Origin of the sequence: Pseudomonas sp. W2Aug9 (assembly GCF_023127755.1) — a bacterium.
Taxonomy (GTDB): domain Bacteria; phylum Pseudomonadota; class Gammaproteobacteria; order Pseudomonadales; family Pseudomonadaceae; genus Aquipseudomonas; species Aquipseudomonas synxantha_A.
Map to the genome: position 1 here is coordinate 648,138 of NZ_SPKL01000010.1, position 22,338 is coordinate 670,475.

The 22,338-nt window shown below is 60.1% G+C and carries 24 protein-coding genes; 12 read left to right on the forward strand and 12 right to left on the reverse strand.

Annotated elements, in window-relative coordinates; all coding sequences use genetic code 11:
- Positions 1-1,158, forward strand: coding sequence for a phosphatidylserine/phosphatidylglycerophosphate/cardiolipin synthase family protein (locus E3O56_RS09785; RefSeq protein WP_005785930.1), 1,158 nt, complete (start codon positions 1-3; stop codon positions 1,156-1,158).
- A 128-nt stretch (positions 1,159-1,286) separates the two neighbouring features.
- Here the strand turns inward: E3O56_RS09785 and bglX are convergent, their stop codons facing one another.
- Complete coding sequence (bglX, locus tag E3O56_RS09790) at positions 1,287-3,578, reverse strand: beta-glucosidase BglX (RefSeq protein WP_032877304.1); 2,292 nt, start codon at positions 3,576-3,578, stop codon at positions 1,287-1,289.
- Positions 3,579-3,819: 241 nt separating this feature from the next.
- Between bglX and E3O56_RS09795 the strand changes: the two genes are divergently transcribed.
- The 4 genes from E3O56_RS09795 (at position 3,820) to E3O56_RS09815 (ending at position 7,266) form a co-directional block, all read left to right on the forward strand.
- Complete coding sequence (locus E3O56_RS09795) at positions 3,820-4,431, forward strand: LemA family protein (RefSeq protein ID WP_032877303.1); 612 nt, start codon at positions 3,820-3,822, stop codon at positions 4,429-4,431.
- Between the two features lie 18 nt (positions 4,432-4,449).
- Positions 4,450-5,178, forward strand: coding sequence for a TPM domain-containing protein (locus tag E3O56_RS26805; RefSeq protein ID WP_032877302.1), 729 nt, complete (start codon positions 4,450-4,452; stop codon positions 5,176-5,178).
- Positions 5,179-5,209: 31 nt separating this feature from the next.
- A complete protein-coding gene (locus E3O56_RS09810; protein WP_005785935.1) occupies positions 5,210-5,827 on the forward strand; it encodes a TPM domain-containing protein in 618 nt (205 codons plus the stop codon).
- A 221-nt stretch (positions 5,828-6,048) separates the two neighbouring features.
- Positions 6,049-7,266: an SAM-dependent methyltransferase gene (locus E3O56_RS09815; RefSeq protein ID WP_248128140.1), complete on the forward strand. Its 1,218-nt coding sequence runs from the start codon at positions 6,049-6,051 to the stop codon at positions 7,264-7,266.
- A gap of 105 nt (positions 7,267-7,371) precedes the next feature.
- Here E3O56_RS09815 and E3O56_RS09820 read toward each other — a convergent pair whose 3' ends face one another.
- From E3O56_RS09820 to E3O56_RS09840, 5 genes are all read right to left on the reverse strand, one after another.
- Complete coding sequence (locus tag E3O56_RS09820) at positions 7,372-9,930, reverse strand: TonB-dependent receptor (RefSeq protein WP_248128141.1); 2,559 nt, start codon at positions 9,928-9,930, stop codon at positions 7,372-7,374.
- A 126-nt stretch (positions 9,931-10,056) separates the two neighbouring features.
- Entirely contained in the window at positions 10,057-11,025 is a 969-nt protein-coding gene (locus E3O56_RS09825) for a FecR domain-containing protein (protein WP_248128142.1), read from the reverse strand.
- On the reverse strand, positions 11,022-11,561 hold the full coding sequence (locus E3O56_RS09830; protein WP_032877298.1) for an RNA polymerase sigma factor: 540 nt from the start codon (positions 11,559-11,561) through the stop codon (positions 11,022-11,024). Before E3O56_RS09830 ends, E3O56_RS09825 begins: the two co-directional genes overlap by 4 nt.
- Before the next feature lie 137 nt (positions 11,562-11,698).
- Entirely contained in the window at positions 11,699-12,571 is an 873-nt protein-coding gene (locus E3O56_RS09835; RefSeq protein WP_078820521.1) for a dihydrodipicolinate synthase family protein, read from the reverse strand.
- Positions 12,572-12,602: 31 nt separating this feature from the next.
- On the reverse strand, positions 12,603-13,385 hold the full coding sequence (locus E3O56_RS09840; RefSeq protein ID WP_005785944.1) for an aldolase: 783 nt from the start codon (positions 13,383-13,385) through the stop codon (positions 12,603-12,605).
- 160 nt (positions 13,386-13,545) lie between these two features.
- Here E3O56_RS09840 and E3O56_RS09845 point away from each other — a divergent pair, with 160 nt between their 5' ends.
- Complete coding sequence (locus E3O56_RS09845; protein ID WP_005785945.1) at positions 13,546-14,073, forward strand: XRE family transcriptional regulator; 528 nt, start codon at positions 13,546-13,548, stop codon at positions 14,071-14,073.
- A 125-nt stretch (positions 14,074-14,198) separates the two neighbouring features.
- On the opposite strand, the gene E3O56_RS09850 is transcribed toward E3O56_RS09845, so the two are convergent.
- A complete protein-coding gene (locus E3O56_RS09850) occupies positions 14,199-15,215 on the reverse strand; it encodes a DUF4917 family protein (RefSeq protein ID WP_248128143.1) in 1,017 nt (338 codons plus the stop codon).
- A 123-nt stretch (positions 15,216-15,338) separates the two neighbouring features.
- Between E3O56_RS09850 and yiaY the strand changes: the two genes are divergently transcribed.
- Together yiaY and E3O56_RS09860 are read left to right on the forward strand one after the other, a co-directional pair.
- Positions 15,339-16,487: an L-threonine dehydrogenase gene (yiaY, locus tag E3O56_RS09855; RefSeq protein WP_103733492.1), complete on the forward strand. Its 1,149-nt coding sequence runs from the start codon at positions 15,339-15,341 to the stop codon at positions 16,485-16,487.
- A gap of 87 nt (positions 16,488-16,574) precedes the next feature.
- Positions 16,575-17,249 carry an NAD(P)H-binding protein gene (locus tag E3O56_RS09860; RefSeq protein ID WP_248128144.1) on the forward strand — a complete coding sequence of 225 codons (675 nt, stop codon included), beginning with the start codon at positions 16,575-16,577 and terminating at the stop codon, positions 17,247-17,249.
- Here the strand turns inward: E3O56_RS09860 and E3O56_RS09865 are convergent.
- Complete coding sequence (locus tag E3O56_RS09865) at positions 17,221-17,697, reverse strand: DMT family transporter (RefSeq protein WP_032877293.1); 477 nt, start codon at positions 17,695-17,697, stop codon at positions 17,221-17,223. The two genes, E3O56_RS09860 and E3O56_RS09865, sit on opposite strands and share 29 nt — an antisense overlap.
- 77 nt (positions 17,698-17,774) lie before the next feature.
- Here E3O56_RS09865 and E3O56_RS09870 point away from each other — a divergent pair, with 77 nt between their 5' ends.
- The 4 genes from E3O56_RS09870 (at position 17,775) to E3O56_RS09885 (ending at position 20,459) form a co-directional block, all read left to right on the forward strand.
- A complete protein-coding gene (locus tag E3O56_RS09870; RefSeq protein WP_177464402.1) occupies positions 17,775-18,692 on the forward strand; it encodes a LysR substrate-binding domain-containing protein in 918 nt (305 codons plus the stop codon).
- Between the two features lie 15 nt (positions 18,693-18,707).
- Complete coding sequence (fos, locus tag E3O56_RS09875; RefSeq protein WP_248128145.1) at positions 18,708-19,124, forward strand: fosfomycin resistance glutathione transferase; 417 nt, start codon at positions 18,708-18,710, stop codon at positions 19,122-19,124.
- 47 nt (positions 19,125-19,171) lie between these two features.
- Complete coding sequence (locus tag E3O56_RS09880; RefSeq protein WP_032877291.1) at positions 19,172-19,813, forward strand: LysE family translocator; 642 nt, start codon at positions 19,172-19,174, stop codon at positions 19,811-19,813.
- A 118-nt stretch (positions 19,814-19,931) separates the two neighbouring features.
- Positions 19,932-20,459: a DUF4142 domain-containing protein gene (locus E3O56_RS09885; RefSeq protein ID WP_005785958.1), complete on the forward strand. Its 528-nt coding sequence runs from the start codon at positions 19,932-19,934 to the stop codon at positions 20,457-20,459.
- Positions 20,460-20,512: 53 nt separating this feature from the next.
- Here the strand turns inward: E3O56_RS09885 and E3O56_RS09890 are convergent, their stop codons facing one another.
- The 4 genes from E3O56_RS09890 to E3O56_RS09905 form a co-directional block, all read right to left on the reverse strand.
- On the reverse strand, positions 20,513-20,929 hold the full coding sequence (locus E3O56_RS09890) for a low affinity iron permease family protein (RefSeq protein ID WP_032877290.1): 417 nt from the start codon (positions 20,927-20,929) through the stop codon (positions 20,513-20,515).
- A gap of 101 nt (positions 20,930-21,030) precedes the next feature.
- Positions 21,031-21,531, reverse strand: a complete 501-nt coding sequence (locus tag E3O56_RS09895; protein WP_032877289.1) for a methylated-DNA--[protein]-cysteine S-methyltransferase — start codon at positions 21,529-21,531, stop codon at positions 21,031-21,033.
- Between the two features lie 139 nt (positions 21,532-21,670).
- Positions 21,671-22,081 (reverse strand): type II toxin-antitoxin system HicB family antitoxin, encoded by a 411-nt coding sequence (locus E3O56_RS09900; RefSeq protein ID WP_032877288.1) that lies wholly within the window; start codon positions 22,079-22,081, stop codon positions 21,671-21,673.
- A 22-nt stretch (positions 22,082-22,103) separates the two neighbouring features.
- Positions 22,104-22,286 (reverse strand): type II toxin-antitoxin system HicA family toxin, encoded by a 183-nt coding sequence (locus E3O56_RS09905; RefSeq protein ID WP_003189411.1) that lies wholly within the window; start codon positions 22,284-22,286, stop codon positions 22,104-22,106.
- Between the last annotated feature and the right edge of the window lie 52 nt (positions 22,287-22,338).

Consider the following 22,338-nt stretch of genomic DNA (forward strand, 5'->3'; position numbering starts at 1 on the left):
ATGAGTGGCGCAGTGTTCCCGTGGCGCAGCGCCAATCAATTCGAACTGCTGATCGACGGGCCGAGTTTCTTCCCGCAGATGCTGGTGGGCATCGCCCGGGCCGAGCAGCAGGTGGATCTTGAGCTGTATCTGGTCGAAGCCGGCGCCTGTGCCGACGCGATGGTGCAGGCGCTGGTGCTGGCCGCCGAACGTGGGGTGCAGGTGCGCTGCTTGTTCGATGACTACGGCAGCCTGGCGTTTACCCTTGGGCTGCGCAAGCGCTTGACCGACGCCGGCGTGGAGCTGCGTTTTTACAACCGCCTGAATTGGCGGCGCTGGATGCGCAACCTGTATCGCGACCACCGCAAGCTGCTGCTGATCGACCAGCGCGTTGCCGTGGTCGGTGGTACGGGCGTCACCGATGAGTTCTGGACGCCGGGGCAAGACAGCGCCGATTGGCATGAAGTGATGGTGCAGATCAGCGGCCCGCTGGTACTGGACTGGCAGGCCCTGTTCGACCGGCAATGGCACGCTAACGCCGCGCGCCGTGAATGGAAACCGGCGACCCATTTCGGTTTGCCGCGCTTGCCGAAAGTGCCAGCGACGGGCCCTGGGCTTGGTCGCGTGGCGTACGCCGACGCTCGTCAGCACCGCGATATCCTGCAGTCGTTGATTCGCGCGTTGAACAGCAGCAAAGGGCGTATCTGGCTGGCGACTCCCTATTTTCTGCCGACCTGGAGCGTGCGTCGTGCCTTGCGCCGGGCGGCAGGGCGCGGGGTGGATGTGCGTTTGCTGCTCACCGGGCCCCGTACCGATCACCCGTCAGTACGCTACGCCGGCCATCGTTATTACCCGCGTCTGCTGCGTGCAGGCGTGCAGATTTTTGAATACCAGCCGTGCTTTTTGCACCTGAAGATGGTGCTGGTGGACGATTGGGTCAGCATTGGCTCGTGCAATTTCGACCACTGGAATTTGCGCTTCAACCTGGAAGCCAACCTCGAAGCGTTGGACCCGGGATTGACGGCGGCGGTGGTGGGCAGTTTCGAAGCGGATTTTGCCCAAAGCCAGGTGGTGAGCCTGGAGGCCTGGAAGGCGCGGCCGTTGTGGAAGCGGGTGAAGCAGCGGGTGTGGGGGTGGATTGATCGGTTGGTGGTCAATCTGCTCGACCGGCGCGGCTAACAAGAACAATGAGGTCAAATGTGGGAGGGGGCTTGCTCCCGATGGCGGTGTTTCAGTTAACAGATTCATTGACTGACCCACTGCTATCGGGAGCAAGCCCCCTCCCACATTTTTGACCGCGTCAGGCGTTAGAGCAGTTCAAAGGTCTGCTGCTGCACATCCTGGGAATCCAGCCCGATCTGCACATTGAACTCACCCGGTTCCGCCGCGAACTTGAGCTGGGCGTTGTAGAACTTCAAGTCGTCCTCGGTGATGGTGAAATGCAGCGTGCGCGCTTCGCCGGCCTTGAGCATGACCTTCTGGAAGTTCTTCAGCTCCTTGATCGGGCGGATCATCGAGCCGGCCACATCCTGGATATACAACTGCACCACGGTTTCGCCATCGACCTTGCCGGTGTTCTTCACGGTGACGCTGGCGTCGAGCTTGCCGGTCTTGTTCAGGGTGGTGGACGACAGTGCCATGTCCGACAGGCTGAACTGGGTGTAGCTCAGGCCATAGCCAAAGGGAAACAGGGGACCTGTGGTGTCATCGAAGTACTGCGAGGTGTAGTTGCCCGGCTTGCCTGGGGTGAACGGCCGGCCAATGGTCAGGTGGTTGTAGTAGGTGGGAATCTGCCCTACCGAACGCGGGAAGGTGATCGGCAGCTTGCCCGACGGGTTGTAGTCCCCGAACAGCACGTCGGCGATGGCGTTGCCGCCTTCGGTACCTGCGAACCAGGTTTCCAGGATCGCGTCAGCCTGTTGGTTCTCTTCGAGAATCGACAGCGGGCGGCCGTTCATCAGCACCAGCACCAACGGCTTGCCGGTCGCCTTGAGGGCCTTGATCAGGTCGCGCTGGCTTTGCGGGATGTTCAGGTCGGTACGGCTCGACGACTCGTGGGACATGCCACGGGATTCGCCCACGGCCGCGACGATGACGTCGGCGTTCTTCGCCGCTTTCACCGCTTCGTCGATCAATACCTGGGCAGGGCGTGGGTCATCCACCACTTCCGGAGCATCGAAGTTGAGGAAGTTGAGGTAGTCGAGCACCGCCTTGTCGCCGGTGATGTTGGCACCGCGGGCATAGATCACTTTGCCCTTTTCGCCGATCACGGCGTTCATGCCGTCGAGCAGGGTCACTGATTGCGCAGGTCGGCCGGCAGCCGCCCAACTGCCCATCATGTCGATCGGCGCCTTGGCCAGCGGGCCGACCAGCGCGATGGTCGCGGATTTTTTCAGCGGCAGGGTGTCGTTGTGGTTTTTCAGCAACACCAGGCTACGGCGCGCAATGTCGCGGGCCTCGGCGCGGTGCAGGCGGCTGTCGGCGTAGGTGTCGACCGGGTCATCCTCGGCCTTGCCGATGCGCAGGTACGGGTCCTTGAACAGGCCCATGTCGTACTTGGCGCCGAGCACTTCGCGCACGGCATTGTCGATGTCGCTCTGTTCGATCTCGCCGGACTTGAGCAGGCCGGGCAATTCCTTGCCGTACAGCGAGTCGTTCATGCTCATGTCGATGCCGGCCTTGATCGCCAGCTTGGCGGCTTCGCGCCCGTCCTTGGCCACGCCGTGCTTGATCAACTCGAAGATCGCGCCGTGGTCGCTGACGGTCAGGCCCTTGAAGCCCCAGTCCTTGCGCAGCAGGTCGTTCATCAGCCAGGTGTTGGCGGTGGCGGGCACGCCGTTGATCGAGTTCAACGCGACCATCACGCCGCCGGAACCGGCCTTGATCGCCGCGTGGTAGGGCGGCAGGTAGTCCTGGTACATCTTGACCGGGCTCATGTCGACCACGTTGTAGTCGCGCCCGCCTTCCACCGCGCCATACAGGGCGAAGTGCTTGACGCTGGCCATCAGGCTGTCGGCATTCGCCGGGCTTGCGCCCTGGAACGCCTTGACCATGACTTCGGCAATCCGCGAGACCAGGTAGGTGTCTTCGCCGAAACCTTCGGAGGTACGGCCCCAGCGCGGGTCGCGGGAGATATCGACCATCGGCGCGAAGGTGATGTCGAGGCTGTCGGCAGCGGCTTCCTGGGCGGCGATGCGCCCGGAGCGGCCGATGGCGTCCATGTCCCAGCTGGAGGCCAGGGCCAGGCTGATCGGGAAAATGGTGCGGTGGCCGTGGATCACGTCATAGGCGAAGAACATCGGGATCTTCAAGCGACTGCGCATGGCCGCGTCCTGCATCGGACGGTTTTCCGGGCGAGTGATGGAGTTGAAGGTGCCACCGATGCGGCCAGCGGCGATTTCCTTGCGGATCATCTCGCGGGGCATTTCCGGGCCGATGCTGATCAGGCGCAATTGGCCGATCTTTTCGTCCAGGGTCATTTGCTTGAGCAGGTCGCTGACGAAGGCGTCCTTGTCTTTAAGCGCAGCAGGCTTTGTTTCTGCCCAGACGGGGTGGGTGGCCAGCGTGGCAACAAGGCCGAGCAAACACAGCTTTTTCATGAATATCCTTTTTCGGCTACTGCGCAGCATTAAACGCATGCTGTCGGCCAAAATGTGGGGAACGTCTATTGTTGTTCGGGTGTTGTTCAGATAAATGCAGCACACTCTGAACTCTTTTTCGCGCTGGGCATCTTTGTAGCTGATTGGCTCGATGCATTCCAGTGGTGGCGGATTATGCCCCAAGCGCGTGGTTTATAGGGTTAGTCGTCAAATTCCATCAAGATTGGGCAGGAGAAACACCATGCAAGCAGCACAGACTTACCGTTGGGGCTTCAAGGCCGCGGCTTTGCTATTGATCAGCACCGTACTGAGCGGTTGCGGCATCAATAACATCCCGACCCTGGACGAACAGGCCAAGGCGGCCTGGGGCCAGGTGCAGAACCAGTATCAACGCCGCGCCGACCTGATCCCCAACCTGGTGGAAACGGTGAAGGCCTATGCCGCCCACGAACAGGAGACCCTCACCGCCGTGATCGAAGCGCGGGCCAAGGCCACCTCGATCCAGGTGGACGCCAGCACCCTCGACAACCCGGAAAAACTCAAGCAGTTCCAGCAAGCCCAGGATGGCTTGAGCGGCGCACTCAGCCGTTTGATGGTAGTGTCCGAGCGTTACCCGGACCTCAAGGCCAACCAGAACTTCCTGGCCTTGCAATCCCAGCTTGAAGGCACCGAGAACCGTATCGCCGTGGCCCGTCGTGATTTCATCCAGACCGTGCAGGCGTACAACACCGAAATCCGTACTTTCCCGGGCCGTCTGTGGCATAGCGTGATGTACAGCGACTTGCCGATCCGCGCCACGTTTGAAGCCACCAGCGCCGATGCCGACAAGGCGCCGCAGGTGAAATTCAAATAACGCTGCCTTGAGGTGTCGATGCGTTTATTACGGATAGGCCTGGCATTCTGGCTACTGGCCTGCATGGGCATGGCCCAGGCGGCCCTGACCTTCCCGGCACTGACCGGGCGGGTGGTGGACAACGCCCAGATGATCGACCCGGCAACGCGCCAGCAGCTCACTCAACAGCTGCAGGCGCTGGAGCAGACCTCCGGTGACCAGCTTGTGGTGGTCACCGTGCCCGACCTGCAGGGCGTTCCGATTGAAGACTACGGTTATCAATTGGGGCGCGCATGGGGCATCGGCCAGAAGGGCAAGGACAACGGCGCGCTGTTGATCGTTGCCCGTGATGAGCGCCAATTGCGCATCGAAGTCGGTTACGGCCTGGAAGGCGTGCTGACGGATGCGCAGTCCTGGGTGATCATCAACCAGGTGATCCTGCCCAAGTTCAAGACCGGCAATTTCAGCCAGGGCATCAGCGACGGCGTGGCGGCGATGATCCAGGTGGTGGGCGGTGAACCCCTGGCGGTGCCCGCCCATGTGGCGGATGCGAATTTCGCCAAGGATAATCCCGGATTTTCCATCGGCCTGTTTATCCTGCTGATCGGCGTGTTGTGGCTGTGCAATCGCATGGGCTTGCCGGTAGGCGCTATCCTGCTGGCCATTCTCAGCAGCAGCGGCCGCGGTGGTGGTGGGGGCGGCGGTGGCGGTGGTTTCCGTGGCGGCGGTGGTGGCTTCGGCGGTGGCGGGGCTTCGGGCGGCTGGTAATGACAATAACGAGAAAAGAGCATCTACAACCATGGCATTACTGACTGAACATGAGCAGCGCCAAGTCGCCGAAGCAATTGCCCGGGTCGAAAAAAACACCGACGCAGAGCTGGTGACCGTGCTGGCGGCGCGTGCCGACGACTACGCCTACATCCCGTTGCTGTGGGCCAGCCTGATCGCGTTGGTGGTGCCGGGCGTGGTGCATTATTTGTCGGGCTACCTGACCATGTACACCTTGCTGTTGGCGCAATGGGCGACGTTTATTGTGTTGTGCCTGGTGTTTCGCTTGCCCAAGGTCACCACCCGCCTGATTCCTCGCTCCGTACGCCACTGGCGCGCCTCTAACCTGGCGCGTCGGCAGTTTCTGGAGCAGAACCTGCATCACACGTTGGGCAGCACTGGCGTGCTGATATTTGTCAGCGAGGCGGAACGCTACGTGGAGATCCTCGTCGATGACGGCATTTCCAAACGCCTGGATGACAGCAGTTGGGACGCCATCGTCAAGACGTTCACCCAGCAGGTGAAACAGGGGCAGACGCTGGCCGGGTTTATTGCGTGCATCGAGGCGTGCGGCGAGTTGCTCAAGGTGCATGTGCCAGTGACGCAAACGCGCAATGAGCTACCCAATCGCCTGGTGGTACTCGAATAACCCGGCCAACTCAGTTGCAAATGTGGGAGGGGGCTTGCTCCCGATGGCGGTGCACCAGTCAATGAATCTGTTGGCTGATCCACCTATATCGGGGGCAAGCCCCCTCCCACATTTGGATCTACTGTGGCTGCTGGAACTGACCGTTGATCAAATAACCCCGTGCCCTGAACCCCTATCCCCCCTAAAATGCCCGGCATTCTTTGCCCGAGGCGTTTTTGTTCATGTCCGTCACCGCTCAACCCGCCAACCCTGCGCCGGATCATCACGCCCAGTTCATCCAATTGCTGAGCGCAAGCCTTGCGCAAAACGCCTTTATCAAGCTGGTGCTGGCCAAGTACGTCGGTGAGGAAGCCGAGCTGCAACGGCTGATCATCAAGCCGGTCACCGTCAAAGACCAGCCGTGCCTGTCCTTCGTGTACCGCTACAAGACCCGCGACATCACCAAGAATTTCCCCTCGGCCGACGGCGTGGCGGTGATTGCCGAGCTGTTGCCTGCGTCATTCAAGAACGCGCACTTGCTGTCGCTGACTGACGAAGCCCAGCTGGAATACAGCAAGAAGAACAAAAGCTCGCTGTTCAAAAGCAAACCGCAACAACTGCGCGAAGCACCGTCGGCCGAGCATAACCGTGAGAAGAACCGCTACCTCGACCTGAGCCGGCCGTTTCTCGCCGATCTTGGGGTGACCGATGCCAGGCAGGCACTGATTCCATCGATGTCGCGCAAGTGGAAGCAGATCAACAAGTTCATCGAAGTGTTCAGCCATGCGCTGACGTCGTCGCCGTTGAAACTCGACCAACCGGTGCGCGTTGCCGATTTTGGCTCGGGCAAGGGCTACCTGACCTTCGCCATCCATGATTACCTGCGCAATACCCTCAAGGCCGAGGGCGAGGTTACCGGTGTTGAATTGCGCCAAGACATGGTCACCCTGTGCAACAGTGCTGCCGCGCGCCTGGAGCACCCGGGGCTGGTGTTCAAGTGCGGGGACGTACGCAGTGTGGCGCCGAGCGAGCTGGACGTGATGATCGCCCTGCATGCCTGCGACATCGCCACCGATTACGCGATCCATACCGGCATCCGCTCCGGCGCGTCGATCATCATGTGCTCGCCATGCTGCCACAAGCAGATCCGCCTGCAGATCCAGAGCCCGGCGCTGCTCAAGCCGATGCTGCAATACGGCCTGCACCTGGGCCAGCAGGCAGAAATGGTCACCGACAGCTTGCGTGCGTTGTTCCTGGAAGCCTGTGGCTACGAGACCAAGGTGTTCGAGTTCATCTCGCTGGAGCACACCAACAAGAACAAGATGATTCTTGCGGTCAAGCGTGCGCAGCCTTTGGACAACGCGCAGTTGCTGGTGAAAATCCAGGAGCTCAAGGCGTTCTACCACATCACTGAGCACTGCCTGGAAACCCTGTTGAGCGGGGATGGCTACCTGGCCTGAAGTGAGCGCGTTCCCTGTGGGCGCTGGCTTGCCTGCGATGACGATGGTGGCTGTACCACGGCTATCGCAGGCAAGCCAGCTCCCACATTTGGAATGCGTGTGTGGTCAGAAGAATCGCGTCACGCTGATCTTCGCATCGCGCCCCTTGGTATAGGCGCGGTCGCCGCTCAACGCCGGGCGGAAGTTTTCGTTGAACAGGTTGTCCACCGTGAAGTTCACCTCGGTGCCTTTGAGGTAAGCCTGCTGCGGTTTCCATTTGGCGAACAGGCCCTGGGTGTTGTAACGCTTGTTGCCGTACTGGTCGAAGAACCGGTCGCCCACGCCGGAGCCCGGGCCACCGGAGTATTTGTCGCTGGGCAAGCGGTCGGTAGCGCCGATGAATTGACCCATCCAGCCCACCTGGGCATCCCAGGCCGGGATGTTGGTGCCCAGTACCAGCACCCATTTGGTCGGCGGGATATCCCGCGCCGCCACATCCGGGCCCCAGGGGTTGGTGTAGGCGCCCTGGTGCTGGCCCTTGGCATAGGCAAACGATACCGAACCAAACAGGTAGGTGGAGTTATAGATCGATTCGAGTTCGACACCCTTGATGGTCATGCCACCGATATTGCGATAGTTGGACATCGGTCCCGGCGGGCACGCTGAGGAGATGCTGCCGCCGTTGATGGCCTGGTTCTGGCAGCCCACGCCGGTGGCCTTGAAGATTTCGTCTTCGATCTTGTTGTGGAACAGGGTAGTGCGCAGTTGCAGGTTATCGTCCTGGACCAACAGGTTGTCGAAGTTGGTGATGTTGCCCAGGGTGATCGAGGTGATGCGCTCCGGGTCCAGGTCCACGCTGGTCGCGGTGCGGCTGCCCAGGCCCTGTACTTCATATTGTTCGTCGATCACCGGGGCGCGCCAGGTCTGGCTCCAGTTGGCGAACAACCCCACATTCGGCGTCACGGTCCAGAACAGCGCCAGGCGTGGCGACCAGCCGGTGTAGGTGCGGTCGCTGTAATCGTGGCCAACCGCGGGGTCGGGGTTGTTGTAGTAGGGCGCATCGTTGCCCTCGCCGCGATTGCGCACGTGGTCATAGCGCAGCGACGGCGTGATCGTCACATCGCCGAGGGTTACCGCGTCCTGGATAAAGAAGCTGTTGGTATCGACCTTGCCTTGGGGCATGAAGCCCGGCTGGAAGTGCCCATAGTTGTAGCGCGGCGTGTTGTAGGTGGTGCCGGGCATCCACATTTCGGTTTCGCGGATGTGCTTGCGGATCTGCCCGCCGACGGTCACCGCATGCTGCAAGGGCCCGGTGTCGAACAAGCTGACGTTGCGGATGTCGAGGTTTTTGTCGGTGTAGGCGGTGTCCATCTTGCGCCCGCCGGTAGCCAGTTGGAAAAACGCGGTGGCGTCACGCTCGTCGGTCTGTTCGGTATTGGACTGGGAATATTTGACGGTGAGGTCCACCAGCGGGTTATCCAGCGGCTGGTAGTGATACTTGCCCGACCACGTGGTATCGACCGTATCGCGGTGCGCGAGGAAGCGCTTCAAGGCCCCTTCGTAGCCGTAGCGGTCGATGTTGAACTGGGTAGGCGGCGTCGGGTAGCTCGCGGCGGAAAACGGTGTCCAGCGGTTGCTGTGAGAACGCGAGTACGACAGGCCGACACTCTGCTCATCGGTGAAGTACGCGTTGACCTTGAACAACTTGCCGTCCACATCCTGCGCGCTGTTGGGCAAGCGCTGGGGGTTGATCGGGTACTCGTTGTTGTCGTTGGGCAACTTGGCGGCCACCTTCATATCGCCGCCGTCGCGTTGGGTCAGGTAGGCCAGGGCGTCGAAACGGCCATCGTCGGTGCGGCCATACACGGCACCGCTGTAGACCTGTTCATGATCATTGCTGGAGTAGCCGTATTTGAGCATCGCGCCGCTGTTGCGACCGTCCTGGAGCAGGTCCGGGGCGTCCTTGGTGATCATGTTGACGGTGCCGCCGAAGCCGCCATTGCCGGTGAACGGCGAGTTGGGGCCTTTTTCCACTTCGATGCGCTTGATCAGCTCGGGTTCGATAAACACTGTGCCTTGCTGGTAGCGCTCAAAGCCGGTCTTGGTGGCGCCGTCCACGGTCAACGGCACGTCTTCGGCATCGCCGAAACCACGGATGTTGATGGTCTGCCCGCCAGGTTTGAGCGAGCCGCCCTGGCTGACACCGGGCAGGGTCTGCAACAGGCTCGGAATGTTATTGGACTGGTAGCGGTCGATATCGGCCTGGGTCAGGGTGGAGCGGCTGACGGTGCTGGCGTTCACTTCGTTGCCGGTGCCGATCACGCTCAGCGTGTCCAGCTGGATCGCGGCGCTGCTGGTGGCCTTGCCCTCATCGGGGCGCACTACGTAGGTGCTGCCGACCTTGATCAGGGTGAACTCGCCGTTTTTCAGCAGGGAGCGAATCGCTACTTCCGCGGTGTAGTCACCGTCGAGCGCCGGCGCTTTCAGGTTTTTGAGCAGGCTTTCATCGAACAGCAGCTGGATTTTCGCCTGCTGTGCCACCAGGCTCAGGGACGTGGCCAGTGACTGGGCCGGCAGGTGCAGGGTGAACGACTCGGCCTGGGCGTTGAGGCTGAAGGCCAGGCACGTGGCCAGGAGCGTGGGTCGAAGAAACAGGTGCGAAGCGTGGCGAGGCGCGCGAAACATGAAATCCCCCGGAGCGGCTAAATAGCCAAAAAGGTGTGCGTATCAAACACGGACAGGAGGAAGACGGGGCAGACCAAAAAAACCACACATGCGAATGCAAAATATTCTCATGTGGCACTATGCAGGCTATTTGCTCGGCTCGATTTTCACACTGCCATCGGCCAAGACCACGGTTTTTACCGGCAACAGGGCGGGCAAGGCGTTGAGCAGGGCATCGGGGTCATTCACATCCAGGTTGCCCGACACCTTGAGTTGCGCCACGGCCTTGCTGACCTGCAACGGCGCCTGGGGACGGTACAGGCTCAGCTCGTCGATCAGGCTGGCCAGTTCGCGATTGCGAAACGATAAATGCCCGCTGCGCCAATCGGCCACTTCTTCAGCGCTGAGGGTTTGTTGTTGCAGGGTGCCTTTGGCGTAGCTGTAAGCGGCACGTTGCCGGGCGCCGAGCAGGGTGGTGGGGCTTTTGCTGTCCGGCTCGAACGCCACCTGGCCATGGGCAACGCTCACCACCAGTTGCTGCTGGCCGCGACGCACGTCAAAACCAGTGCCCACCACCCGTATGATCGACTCGCCGGCTTGCACGTAGAGTGGCCGCTCCTTGTCGGCCGCCACTTCGATATACAGCTGGCCTTTGTCCAGATGCACGACACGTTGATGGGCGCTGAAGTCCACGCGGATGCGGGTGTTGGCATTCACGTACAGGGTGCTGCCATCGGGCAGGTTCAAGGTACGCATACCTTTGGCATGAGCGGCGACCTGGGTGTGATACAGCTCGCGGGGCGCGCCGATGTGGGTCGCCAACACGGCGCACAGCACGGCAGCGGCCACCGCAAGGGCTGGGCGCCAGAGGGGGCGTTTGCGTTTGGCCAGCGGCAGCGGTTTGTTCAGTTGTTGCAACTGGGCCAGGTCGGCCCACAGCTGTTCGAATTCGGCATAGGCACGCGCATGGGCTGGCACCGCCTGCCAGGCGGCAAAGGCTTTGCGGTCGGCACGGCTGGCAGCGTTGCGGTTGCGTGCAAACCAACTGGCGGCCTGGGCGTCGATGGAGTCGCTCGCTTGGCTGTCCAGGGCGTCGATGTCGCTCAGGCGGTTCATTCTGGCTGCTCCGTGCCGGGGTCGGATTGAAGGCGTCGCTTGCAATGCAGCAGGGCCAAGGCAATGTGCTTTTCTACCATGCTGGTCGAAATGCCCATGCGTTCGGCGATCTGTGCCTGGCTCAAGCCTTCGAAGCGGTGCAGCATAAGGGCTTCTCGCCGGCGGGGCGAGAGTTCGGCGAGGACTTCTTTCAACTGTTCCAGGCGTTGCAGGCGCAGGGCGGCGGCCATGGGGTCGTGCTGTTCGTCGGTGACCGGCTCGGTATCCATTTCGGCGTGATCGGGATGGGCGGTGTGCCGTACCTTCTGTTTGCGCCAGTGATCGCGCAACAGATTGCGCGCCATCTGGAACAGAAACGCCCGGGGCTGCTCGACCTTGGCTCGGTCGCGGTAGCCCAGCCACTGGGTAAAGACATCCTGAGTCATGTCCGCCGCGTCGCTGGCGTTGTCCGTGCGTTTACGCAGGAAATACAGAATATCTGCATAAAACCCGCGACAGGCATCGGCCGACGACGGGTCGGGCTTGGGACGAGACATGGATATCCTTCTTGACGAAGCACGAGGTGGAAAGGTCGTGAATGATATCGAGAATTATTGCTATTTGTCTCTATTTAAAGGCTGTACTCAATTCAACTGTGGGAGGGAGCAAGCCCCCTCCCACACAGGCCCTGGGTTTATTTCAGAAGTGTTTTGAGTTGCTCGATCCCCGCCTCACCCAGCGGGAACACCGGCAACCTGGGATCCCCCACCTCCAATCCAGTCAGGCGTAACCCGGCCTTGATCGTCGTCGGCAACCCGCCCTTGAGGATAAATTGCAGCAACGGCAACTGTCGGTAGAACAGCTCTCGCGCTTTATTCAAGTCATTGGCCAGCACTGCCTGATACAGGTCCAGATTGAGTTGGGGGATCAAGTTCGGCGCCGCGGTGCACCAGCCTTTGGCACCGGCCGCGAAGGCTTCCAGGGCCAGCGGGTTGCAGCCGTTGTAGAACGGCACGTCACTCTCCAGTTTTAACTGGTGCATGCGCTGGATGTCGCCCGTGCTCTCCTTGACCATGGTCACGTTGTCGACCTGCTTGAGGATGCGCAGGATCAACTCCACCGACATGTCGGTACCGCTGGTGGCCGGGTTGTTGTAGAGCATGATCGGCACGCCGATGCTGTCGCCGATTGCGGCGTAGTGGGCGAGGATTTGCGCTTCGCTGAGTTTCCAGTATGAGGCGGGCAGCACCATGACCACATCGGCACCGTGCGCCTCGGCATAGCGCGCACGGCGAACGGCCTTGGCGGTGGTCAGGTCGGACACGCTGACAATGGTCGGTACGCGTTTGGCGACTTTCTCGATGCTGTAGGCACTGACTTCGTCCCACTCGGCATCGCTCAGGTAAGCGCCTTCGCCGGTGCTGCCCAACGGCGCGATAGCGTGGATGCCGCTGTCGATCAAGCGCTCGATAGAACGCCCGAGTGCGTCGAAGTCAACACGCTGGCCATCAGCACTGAACGGGGTGATGGTGTAGCCGATGATGCCGTGAATAGTTGGATTGGACATGGGAAAACTCCGGTCGAAAAAAGGGGGGCGATCAGTTCAGGCAATCGGCATGTTTACGCAGATTCTGCCGCGCGTAGTAATTGAACGCAGCGCCGTGGCGCTTGGGCTTGGAAATCCAGTCGTGGGCCTCGCGCCCCAGCTCTGGCAGGATCGGCTTGACGGTGCCCGCGGACATCGCCAGCAACTGCAACTTGGCCGCCCGCTCGATCAACTGCGCAATGACACAGGCTTCTTCGATGCTGGCCCCGGTGGACAACTGGCCGTGGTGCGAGAGCAGGATGGCGCGCTTGTCGCCCAGCGCCGTGGTGATTATTTCCCCCTCTTCATTGCCCACCGGCACGCCGGGCCAGGCCTCCAGGAACGCGCAATCTTCATACAGCGGGCAGAGGTCCATATGCGACACCTGCAACGGCACTTCCAGCATCGACAGCGCAGCAATGTGCGTGGGGTGTGTATGGATGATGCAGTTTACATCCGGGCGCCCGCGGTACACCCAGGTGTGAAAGCGGTTGGCCGGGTTGGGGATGCCATGACCTTCGAGCACTTCCAGGTCTTCGTTGACCAGCAGCAGGTTGCTGGCGGTGATTTCGTCAAAACCCAGGCCCAGTTGCTGAGTGTAGTAGGTGCCAGGCGCAGGCCCGCGTGCGGTAATTTGCCCGGCCAGGCCGGAGTCGTGGCCGTGTTCGAACAGAATTCGGCAAGTCAGCGCCAGCTTTTGGCGCTCGGTCCACGTATTATCTGCCAGGCTGTTTTGCATCTGGCTCAGGGCTTGCTTGACCAGTTGGTCTTTTGGGAGTGCTAATGTCTTGGCCATATCGGTGTCCTTTGGGTAGTTCAATGGACGTCGGATTTGCTGCTCGCCCGCTGCTCGCAAGGTCGTTGGGTGACTGCAAATGACACTAAAGATGCTATATGACACCTTGTGTCATTAGCAAGCACGGCTCATCGCTTTCTGCATGGATTAACCGCAGCAAATGTCTATCCGTTTGAAATTACTGAGAAAAAAACTTGGCGTAACCCTGGAGGCCCTGGCCGAAAAATCCGGGATGACCAAGAGTTACCTGTCGAAAGTGGAGCGTGGGCTCAACACACCGTCCATTGCTGCTGCGCTGAAACTGGCCAAGGCGCTGAACGTGAAAGTCGAAGAGCTGTTCAGCGAAGGCAACGTCAGCCTCGACAGCTACAGCCTGGTGCGCAGCCATGAACGGCCCGACACGTCACCGGGTTATGCGGTACTTGCCCATCAGGTGAGCGAGCGCAGCCTGTTGCCGTTCATCATCTACCCGCCGGCGGAGTTTACCGACAAGACCTTCAAGGAGCATTTGGGGGAAGAGTTTTTGTTCGTGCATGAAGGCCAGGTGGAAGTGGATTTCATGAGCGAGCGGGTGCTGTTGGAGCGCGGCGATGCGCTGCATTTCAATGCGCAGAAACCCCACCGGATTCGCTCTGTGGGAGAGGTGCAGGCGCAGTTGCTGGTGGTGGTGCACAGCGCTGAGGAATGACGCTGATCCCGATTTGAAATGCAATCAAATGTGGGAGCGGGCTTGCTCGCGAAAGCGCAGTGTCAGTCACTGAAAATGTTGACTGACCCACCGCATTCGCGAGCAAGCCCGCTCCCACATTTTGCTCAGCGTTCGACCGGTACTGACAGCACTGGATTACCCAACGCATGCGTGCGCGCTGCAAAGAATCTCAGCGTTGCGCCACTGCCCTCAAACAACTCTGAATACCGCTGCTTCTGCTGACGAATAAAGCCATCAGTGCGCCCCGACACCGAGATCGCCAGGGTGGTGATACCGGCCTGGCGAATCGCATCCACCAAGTGTTTATCCTGCGGCCCCAAGTCATGGCCGAAAATGCACAACGCGCCTTCATGGCTCAGCAACTGCTCATAACAGAACGACAGATAATCCGAACTGCGAATGCTCTTGAGCTTTTCTTCCACCTTGCCTTCACTGACGAACAGCGGCACATCGTCCAGCGTCTTGATCGTGTTGTTGATCGCGAAACTGCTGAGCAAGGTGTTGTCGGTGGACGGCAGTTTGCGCGCTGTGCCGTCAAGGTTGCGCACCAGATGCAGGCCGCCGTGCAGGTAGAGAATGCGCGTGGTGTCGGTGTGGGTATTGCGCAGGTCGAAGCTTGAATCGGCGCTGCGGAACAGGTCGTCGATCCCGGGCGTGTGCAGGATTGCCCAGTAGTTGAGCAAATCGTAGTTGCTGGTGAAGACGGTGGCGTAGCGTGCCAACTCATTGTTGATCGTTGCCAGGGTCGATGGCTGCACCAGGCGCCAGGGGATGTGTACGGTGTGAATGGTGTTGATCAACGCTTCCTTGATCGCGTAATAGCGATTACGCGGCGCCGCCGAACTGACCGCCAGGGCCTTGTTGACCCGGCTGGTGGTTTTCAAGGCGCCCAGGGCTTGCTCGAAACTGCGGGTTTGCAGGGCATCGAACACGCTGAGTTCGGATTGGCTCAGGGGTTTTTCTTCAACGGTGCGAGCGTTTTCAAACAGCGAGTCGTAGGCAAAGTCTTCCCAGATCGTGCGGCTGGCGCCGTTGCCGATCAGAATCCCGTTGAAGTCGATGGCGTCGCGCAGGGCGCTCCAGTCTTCAAGGTGGGCGTCAATATCCTGGAAATCCTTCATTGCGGCGGGTCTACTCGAAATCGGCTGGAGGGTGACTTTATCACGAGCTGAAGTTGATCCTGATCAAGATGCGCCATGCGGTACCGGTGGATTCTGTCGGCATAAAGCCTCTGAGGATCGACCATGAGCAGCACATTCTTCATCCCCGCCGTCAACATCATGGGCAGCGACTGCCTCGACGAAGCCATGACCGCCATTCGCGCCTACGGCTTTCGTAAAGCCTTGATCGTTACCGACACCGGCCTGGCCAAGGCTGGCGTGGCCAGCATGATCGCCGAGAAGCTGGCGATGCAGGATATCGACTCGGTGATCTACGACGGCGCCAAGCCCAACCCCACGGTGGAAAACGTCGAGAAGGGGCTGGCGCTGTTGCAACAGACGGCCTGCGATTTCGTGGTGTCCCTGGGCGGCGGCTCGCCCCATGACTGCGCCAAGGGCATCGCCTTGTGCGCCACCAACGGTGGACGCATCGGCGACTATGAAGGCGTTGACCAGTCGAGCAAGCCGCAACTGCCACTGGTCGCCATCAACACCACCGCCGGCACCGCCAGCGAGATGACGCGGTTTTGCATCATCACCGACGAAACCCGTCACGTGAAAATGGCCATCGTCGATCGCAACGTCACGCCGCTGCTATCGGTCAACGACCCGGCGCTGATGGTCGGTATGCCCAAGGGCCTCACCGCCGCCACGGGGATGGATGCGCTGACCCACGCCATCGAAGCCTACGTGTCCACCGCCGCCACACCGATCACCGACGCCTGTGCGATCAAGGCCATCGAGCTGATCAGTGCCAACCTGCGCCTGGCGGTGCGCGACGGCAACGACATGGCCGCACGGGAAAACATGGCTTACGCGCAGTTCCTCGCCGGCATGGCATTCAACAACGCGTCCCTGGGATTTGTGCATGCCATGGCTCACCAACTGGGCGGTCTGTACGACTTGCCCCATGGCGTCTGCAACGCCGTGCTCCTGCCCCACGTACAAAGCTTCAATGCCAGCGTCAGTGCCAAGCGCCTGAGCGACGTGGCCCGCGCCCTCGGCGCGGACATCAAGGGCATCACCGTGGAGGAGGGCGCCCAGGCCGCCATTGCGGCAATCCGTCGGTTGTCCCAGGACGTGGAAATCCCCACCGGCCTGCGTGAGCTGGGTGCCAAGTTGCAGGACATCCCAGTGCTGGCCGCCAACGCGCTGAAGGACGCGTGCGGGCTGACCAACCCACGTCGGGCGGATCAGCGTCAGATTGAGGAGATATTTCGTAGCGCGTTTTGATAGGGCAGCCTCAGGCGGCAGGCGTTAAGCTACACGCTCAACGCGTTCTACTTGAGCAAGCTTGCGGCGTGCCGCTGAGGTTACCTAATGAGAGTTCTGTTATTCGGCGCCACTGGCATGGTCGGCCAAGGCGTGCTGCGCGAGTGCCTGCTGGCGGCGGATGTGCAGGAAGTGGTGGCCGTCGGCCGTACGCCCCTGACCCAGCAACACAGCAAGCTGCACCAGGTGCTGCACAGCGACATGCTCGACTTACAGCCCCTGGAGAACCTGCTGCAAGGGTTTGATGCGTGTTTCTTCTGCCTCGGTGTCTCGTCGGCGGGCATGAACGAAGCCCGGTATACCCACCTCACCTATGACCTCACCCTGGTAGCTGCCAGTACCCTGGCGCGGCTTAATCCGCAGATGACCTTTATCTACGTTTCCGGCGCCGGCACGGACAGTTCCGAGACGGGCCAATTGATGTGGGCGCGGGTCAAGGGCAAGACGGAAAACGCCTTGCTGCGCCTGCCGTTCAAGGCGGTGTACCTGTTCCGTCCGGGGATCATTCAGCCGTTGCACGGCGTGCGCTCGAATACCCCCGTGTATCAAGCTTTTTATAGCGTGCTGGGGCCGGTGCTTTCGTTTGTGCGGCGGGTAAAACCGGCTTGGGTGGTGAGCACCGAGACTGTCGGCCGGGCAATGTTACAGGCCGCGAGCCTGGGCGCGCCGCAGCCGGTGGTAGAGCAGGCCCAGATCAATCGCCTGGCGGCTGAGCGCCACTGAACTGGATCAATGCCACGCCGCCGATCAGCAGCAACGCGCCCAACACCCGCGGCGTTGTCAGTTGGCGTTGTACCAGGCCGAACAGGCCGAAATGGTCGAGCAGCAACGAGGCGAGAATCTGCCCGGCCATCGCCAACGCAATAAACCCTGACGCGCCGAGTTTGGGCAGCAGCATCAACGCCAGTGAAATAAAACAGACGCCGAAGGCGCCACCGGCCCACATCCACAACGGAGCCTTGGTGATAAACGTCAGGCTCGGCAAGGGCAGACGCAAAGCGATAATCACTGGCAGCAGCACGATGATACTTACCAGCAACGACGCCAAGGTGGCCCACAATGGATGGCCGAGGCCGCGCCCAAGATTAGCGTTGATTGCACTTTGAAACGGCACCACGGCTCCGGCGATCACCGCCAGCGCTAACAAACCCATCCAATGCAACACGCTCATCTCCATGCTCCCAGAAGTTTCGCTGGACTCTAGGCTATTCGTCGCGCAGATTTAAATTCCAAGTTCTTATACAGACCATGCAGCTGATGAATGATCTACGCCGCATCGACCTTAACCTGCTGGTGATCCTCGACGCCTTGCTCAGCGAGCAACACGTGACCCGCGCCGCCGAGCGCCTGCACCTGAGTCAGCCGGCGGTGAGCCACGCGTTGGCCCGGCTGCGCGATATGCTTGGCGACCCGCTGTTGGTGCGTCAGGGCGGCGCGCTGGTGCCCACGGCTCGGGCTCTGGAGTTGGCAGCGCCATTGGCCGAAGCGCTGGGCCAGGTGCAGGCATTATTGGCGCCGAATCGTTTTGACCCCACCTCGGCCAAGCGCCGCTTTCGCGTGGCGATGTCAGACTACAGCGCAGCGATCCTCCTACCTGGATTGGTCCGCGTCCTGCGCAGCGAAGCGCCGGGCATCGACCTGCAGATCATCCAGGCCAGCCGCGAAGGTATGGTTGACGGCGTGCTCAATGGCGATCTCGACCTGGCGGCGGGCGTATTCCCCGACATGCCCGCCGAACTGTGTACGACGCCATTGTTCGAAGAGCATTACACCTGCCTGGTCGACCGCCACAGCCTTGCACCCAGCGGTGCGCTGGACCTGCCGACTTACCTGTCACGCCCACATGTACTGTTGGAGATGCGCGGCAGCGGTACGCCGGAAATCGAACGGGCACTGGCTGCGATACGTGAACGGCGGCATGTGGCAATCAGCCTGCCACACTGGGGCGTGGCGCCTCAGTTGATCGAGGGCACGGATCTGATTTTGACGGTGTCGTCCCGGGGTTTACTGAATATCGACCATCAACATTTGCTGACCGTGCCACCGCCGTTTCATATTCCCTCGTTTGCTTTTGAGCTCGCCTGGCATGTGCGGCGGGGTGGTGATTCTGGGTTGCAGTGGTTGATTGGGCGGGTGTGCGGTGTATTGTCCGATGGTCACCGATAATAAGAGAAAACCTAAATGCTAACCGGCTTCAACCACCTGACCCTGGCCGTCACCGACGTGCCGCGCAGCGTCAGTTTTTATCACGATCTGCTGCGTGTTCAACTCGATGCCACTTGGGACAATGGTGCTTACCTTTCCTTGCCCGGGCTTTGGCTGTGCCTGTCGCTGGATCCGGTGCGCTCGACCACTGCGGCAATGGATTACACCCACTATGCCTTCACCGTCGATGCCGCTGATTTCACCGCATTGGTCGAACGCCTGCGGGCCGCCGGCGTGCAGGAGTGGCGTGACAACCGCAGCGAAGGCGCGTCGTTTTATTTCCTCGATCCCGACGGCCACAAGCTGGAGGTTCATGTCGGCGATCTGGCCTCGCGCCTGCAAGCTTGTCGCGCCAAGCCTTGCGCAGGAATGAAGTTTTACCCACCGCAGTGAAACATGCAGAATCAATCACCTTTAAGAGTCCCTCAGAGCGTCTATTCATGACCCCATCCTTGCTGCTCGCCGTCCTTGCTTCGGGTTTTATCTACGGTATTACGCCAGGCCCAGGTGTTTTGGCCGTGTTCGGCATCGGTGCTGCGCGTGGCCGGCGTGCCGGAGCGGGTTTTTTGTGCGGGCATTTGCTCGGCGATGTGGTGTGGTGCAGTACTGCGCTGATTGCCATCGTCGGTGCGCGAGAAGTGGGCAGCAGTGCGTTTGATGTATTGGGCGTACTCAGCGGTGTGTATCTGTTCTGGCTCGGCTGGCGGGCGATCCGTACCCAGCGCCGCAACGGCGATGCTCCCCAGGGCGCCGCGCGGCACCCGTTCTGGCATGGCATTGTGTTCGGCTTGACCAACCCCAAAGCCTATCCGGTTGCCGTGGCGACCTTCACCGCGTTGCTGTCCAGCCGTGCCGAGTTGTTGACGTGGTCGATGCTGCCGTCGCTGATCTTCCTGAGCTTTGTGGGCGGCCTGTTGGCCTATGGGATTTTGATCGGCGTGGTCGGCGCCCAACGAGTACGTACGGTGTATCAACGCCATGAAATCCTGATCACCAAGCTCTGCGGCGTGATGTTCATCGGCTTTGCCATTAATGCCCTGGCGCATGCATTGCCGGGCTTGTTCGCAAGCAAGCCTGCATGAAATGACGACAACCGTTCGTCGCACTGACAAGTTTTTTCTAAACCTTTGCGGCTCTGAAAATTCGAATCCAGGGCGGGTGTAGATCCCCGTACCTATTTTTGCTCTGGAGGAACCCATCATGAGCCGCATGGCTATCCGGTTACGCACCGCCAGTTTCGCGATGCTGCTGGGCCTCGGCGCCAGCAATGCTTTCGCCCAGTCGCCTGCTGAATTTATCGAGCAGGCTTCGGCCAAAGGTATGGCCGATATCGAAACCAGTCGCATGGCCCACGCCAAGACCTCGTCCCAAGAGATCAAGGACTACACCATTGAGGTCATCAACGAGCGCACCCTGGCCAACCAGCACTTGGCAGCCATTGCCAAGAAGCTCGATTTGCCGGTCGCGCCACGGGAAAAGATCGTCGATAAAGCCGAAACCCTGATGCCTGAACTCAAGGATGGCGACTCCTTTGACGCTGCCTATACCGCACAGCAGGTCAAGGAAAACGAAGACGCCATCGCCCTGTTCAAGAAAGAAGGTGCCGCGTCGGATGTGCCGGAGATAAAAGCGCTGGTGGATGAGACGCTGCCCAAGCTCGAAGAGCGTCTGCAAAAAGCCCGTGCCCTGGCGTCGACCTATGGCAAGGGTCATCAAGGCGACGGTTGAGACCGTAGCGTGAAATGAAATCGGCGGTTGGGGCCTACCCATCCGCCGTTTTTTTATGCCTGGTTCAGGTCTGTCTTGGTCGGCGCAGTGTTGTCAGCGCAACCGTTGTTCAAACTCAGGCTGCTGGTGTTGCCAATGTTGCGGTATTCCTGGCGCAGCTTTTCCAGTTCCTTGCGGTCCAGGCCGTCGAGGCTGAGCACGGCATTCTGGGCATCCTTGGATACGCGCAGCAGCTCATCAATCTTGATATGCAGGATATCGTTGTCGCGGTTTTGCGTGTTCTGGATCAGGAACACCATAAGGAACGTGATAATGGTCGTCGAGGTATTGATGATCAGTTGCCAGGTGTCGTTGTAGTGGAAATAGGGTCCGCTCAGGCTCCATATCAGGATCAGTGCGACGGCTGTGTAGAAGGTTCGGGGGCTGCCTGCCCAGCGGGACAGGGTTTGCGAGACCGTGGAGAATTTCATTACCGTTTCCTGTGTGAAGAGGTGATGAACAATTGACCACAGCAGTTCTCTGAAATTTCTTTTAACAAATATCTCGGCAAGCAGTTCAGTCGCCGCCAAAGTCAGAGCGCCAGCTCTGCCTGACCTGCGCCTTCCAGCGCCAGCAAATACTGCTTGGCCTGCAACCCCCCGGCAAATCCGGTCAGCCCGCCTGATGCGCCAATCACCCGGTGGCAGGGGGCGACAATCGAGATCGGATTACGCCCATTCGCCGCACCGACTGCGCGTACAGCCTTGGGGTTGCCGATCTGTTGGGCAATCTGGCTGTAGCTGCGCGTTTCGCCGAAGGGAATTGTCAGCAGAGCCCGCCAAACCTGTTTCTGAAAATCGGTACCGGCGAAATCCAGCTCCAGCTCAAACCGATTGCGCGATCCGGCAAAGTATTCCGTTAACTGGCGTTGGGTTTCCAGCAATACCGGGCTGTCATTGGCCTCGACCAATTCACCCAGGCGCACACGGTTCGCGCGTTCCACTTCCCATAAAATGGCGCTCAGTTTGCCGTTGCGCGCCACCAGGGTCAGTTCACCGACAGGGGAAGGCATGAGCTTGAATTGGTAAGTGATGAGCGTGCTCCTCGAACAGGCGTTTAATGGGGATGACGCTACTCTAGTTCCGCCAGCGGGCCTGGAAACTACGTTTCTTGCGGTCAAATTCTTGTCAGTTGAACGTTGCGGTAAACCCTTCGGTGTTGCTTCGCCGCGATTATCGATCCTGTTGCAATACCTTGAGTGCCGCGGACGCCAGAAACCCCGAACGGCTTTTTTCTTCCGGGTGATTCAGTACATAGTCATCGATGCGATTCAACAGATACCCCGGCAGGGTGATGTTGAGTTTTTGCGCCTTGCCCAGGTACTTGGTGACGTCGATGTCTACCACCGCCCAGGTGCAGCCTGCGTACTGTGGGTTGGCGGCGTGCAAGGTGACTTTCTGCGCGCTGGGAATCGGCGCGCCATCTTCTGCAAGGATCTCGAAGTGCCCCTCGATGGCTTCGCGGGCCATGGCCATGGCGTCGTCCAGGTCATCGCCGGCGGAATAGCACCCGGGAATATCCGGGACTTCCACGCCCCAGGCGTGGTCCTCGTCGCCCGTTGAAATTGCGATGGGATAAAGCATGTGTGTTGCCCTCCAGGGACGGTTAACTCAGCAGAGCCTGTTTCAAAATGCTCTTGGCGGTTTTATCCAGCAGGTCCTTTTTTGGATGAGGAATCGTGACCAGACCGGGCTTTGTCGGGTGCTTGAAGTGATGATGACTGCCCCTGATGCGCACCAGATACCAACCGTCTGCAACGATGTGACCTATCAAATAGCGGCTATCCACATCACCTCCGTGTGGTGTGTGTTGGTGGTGACTATAACTACTGAAAAAAAAT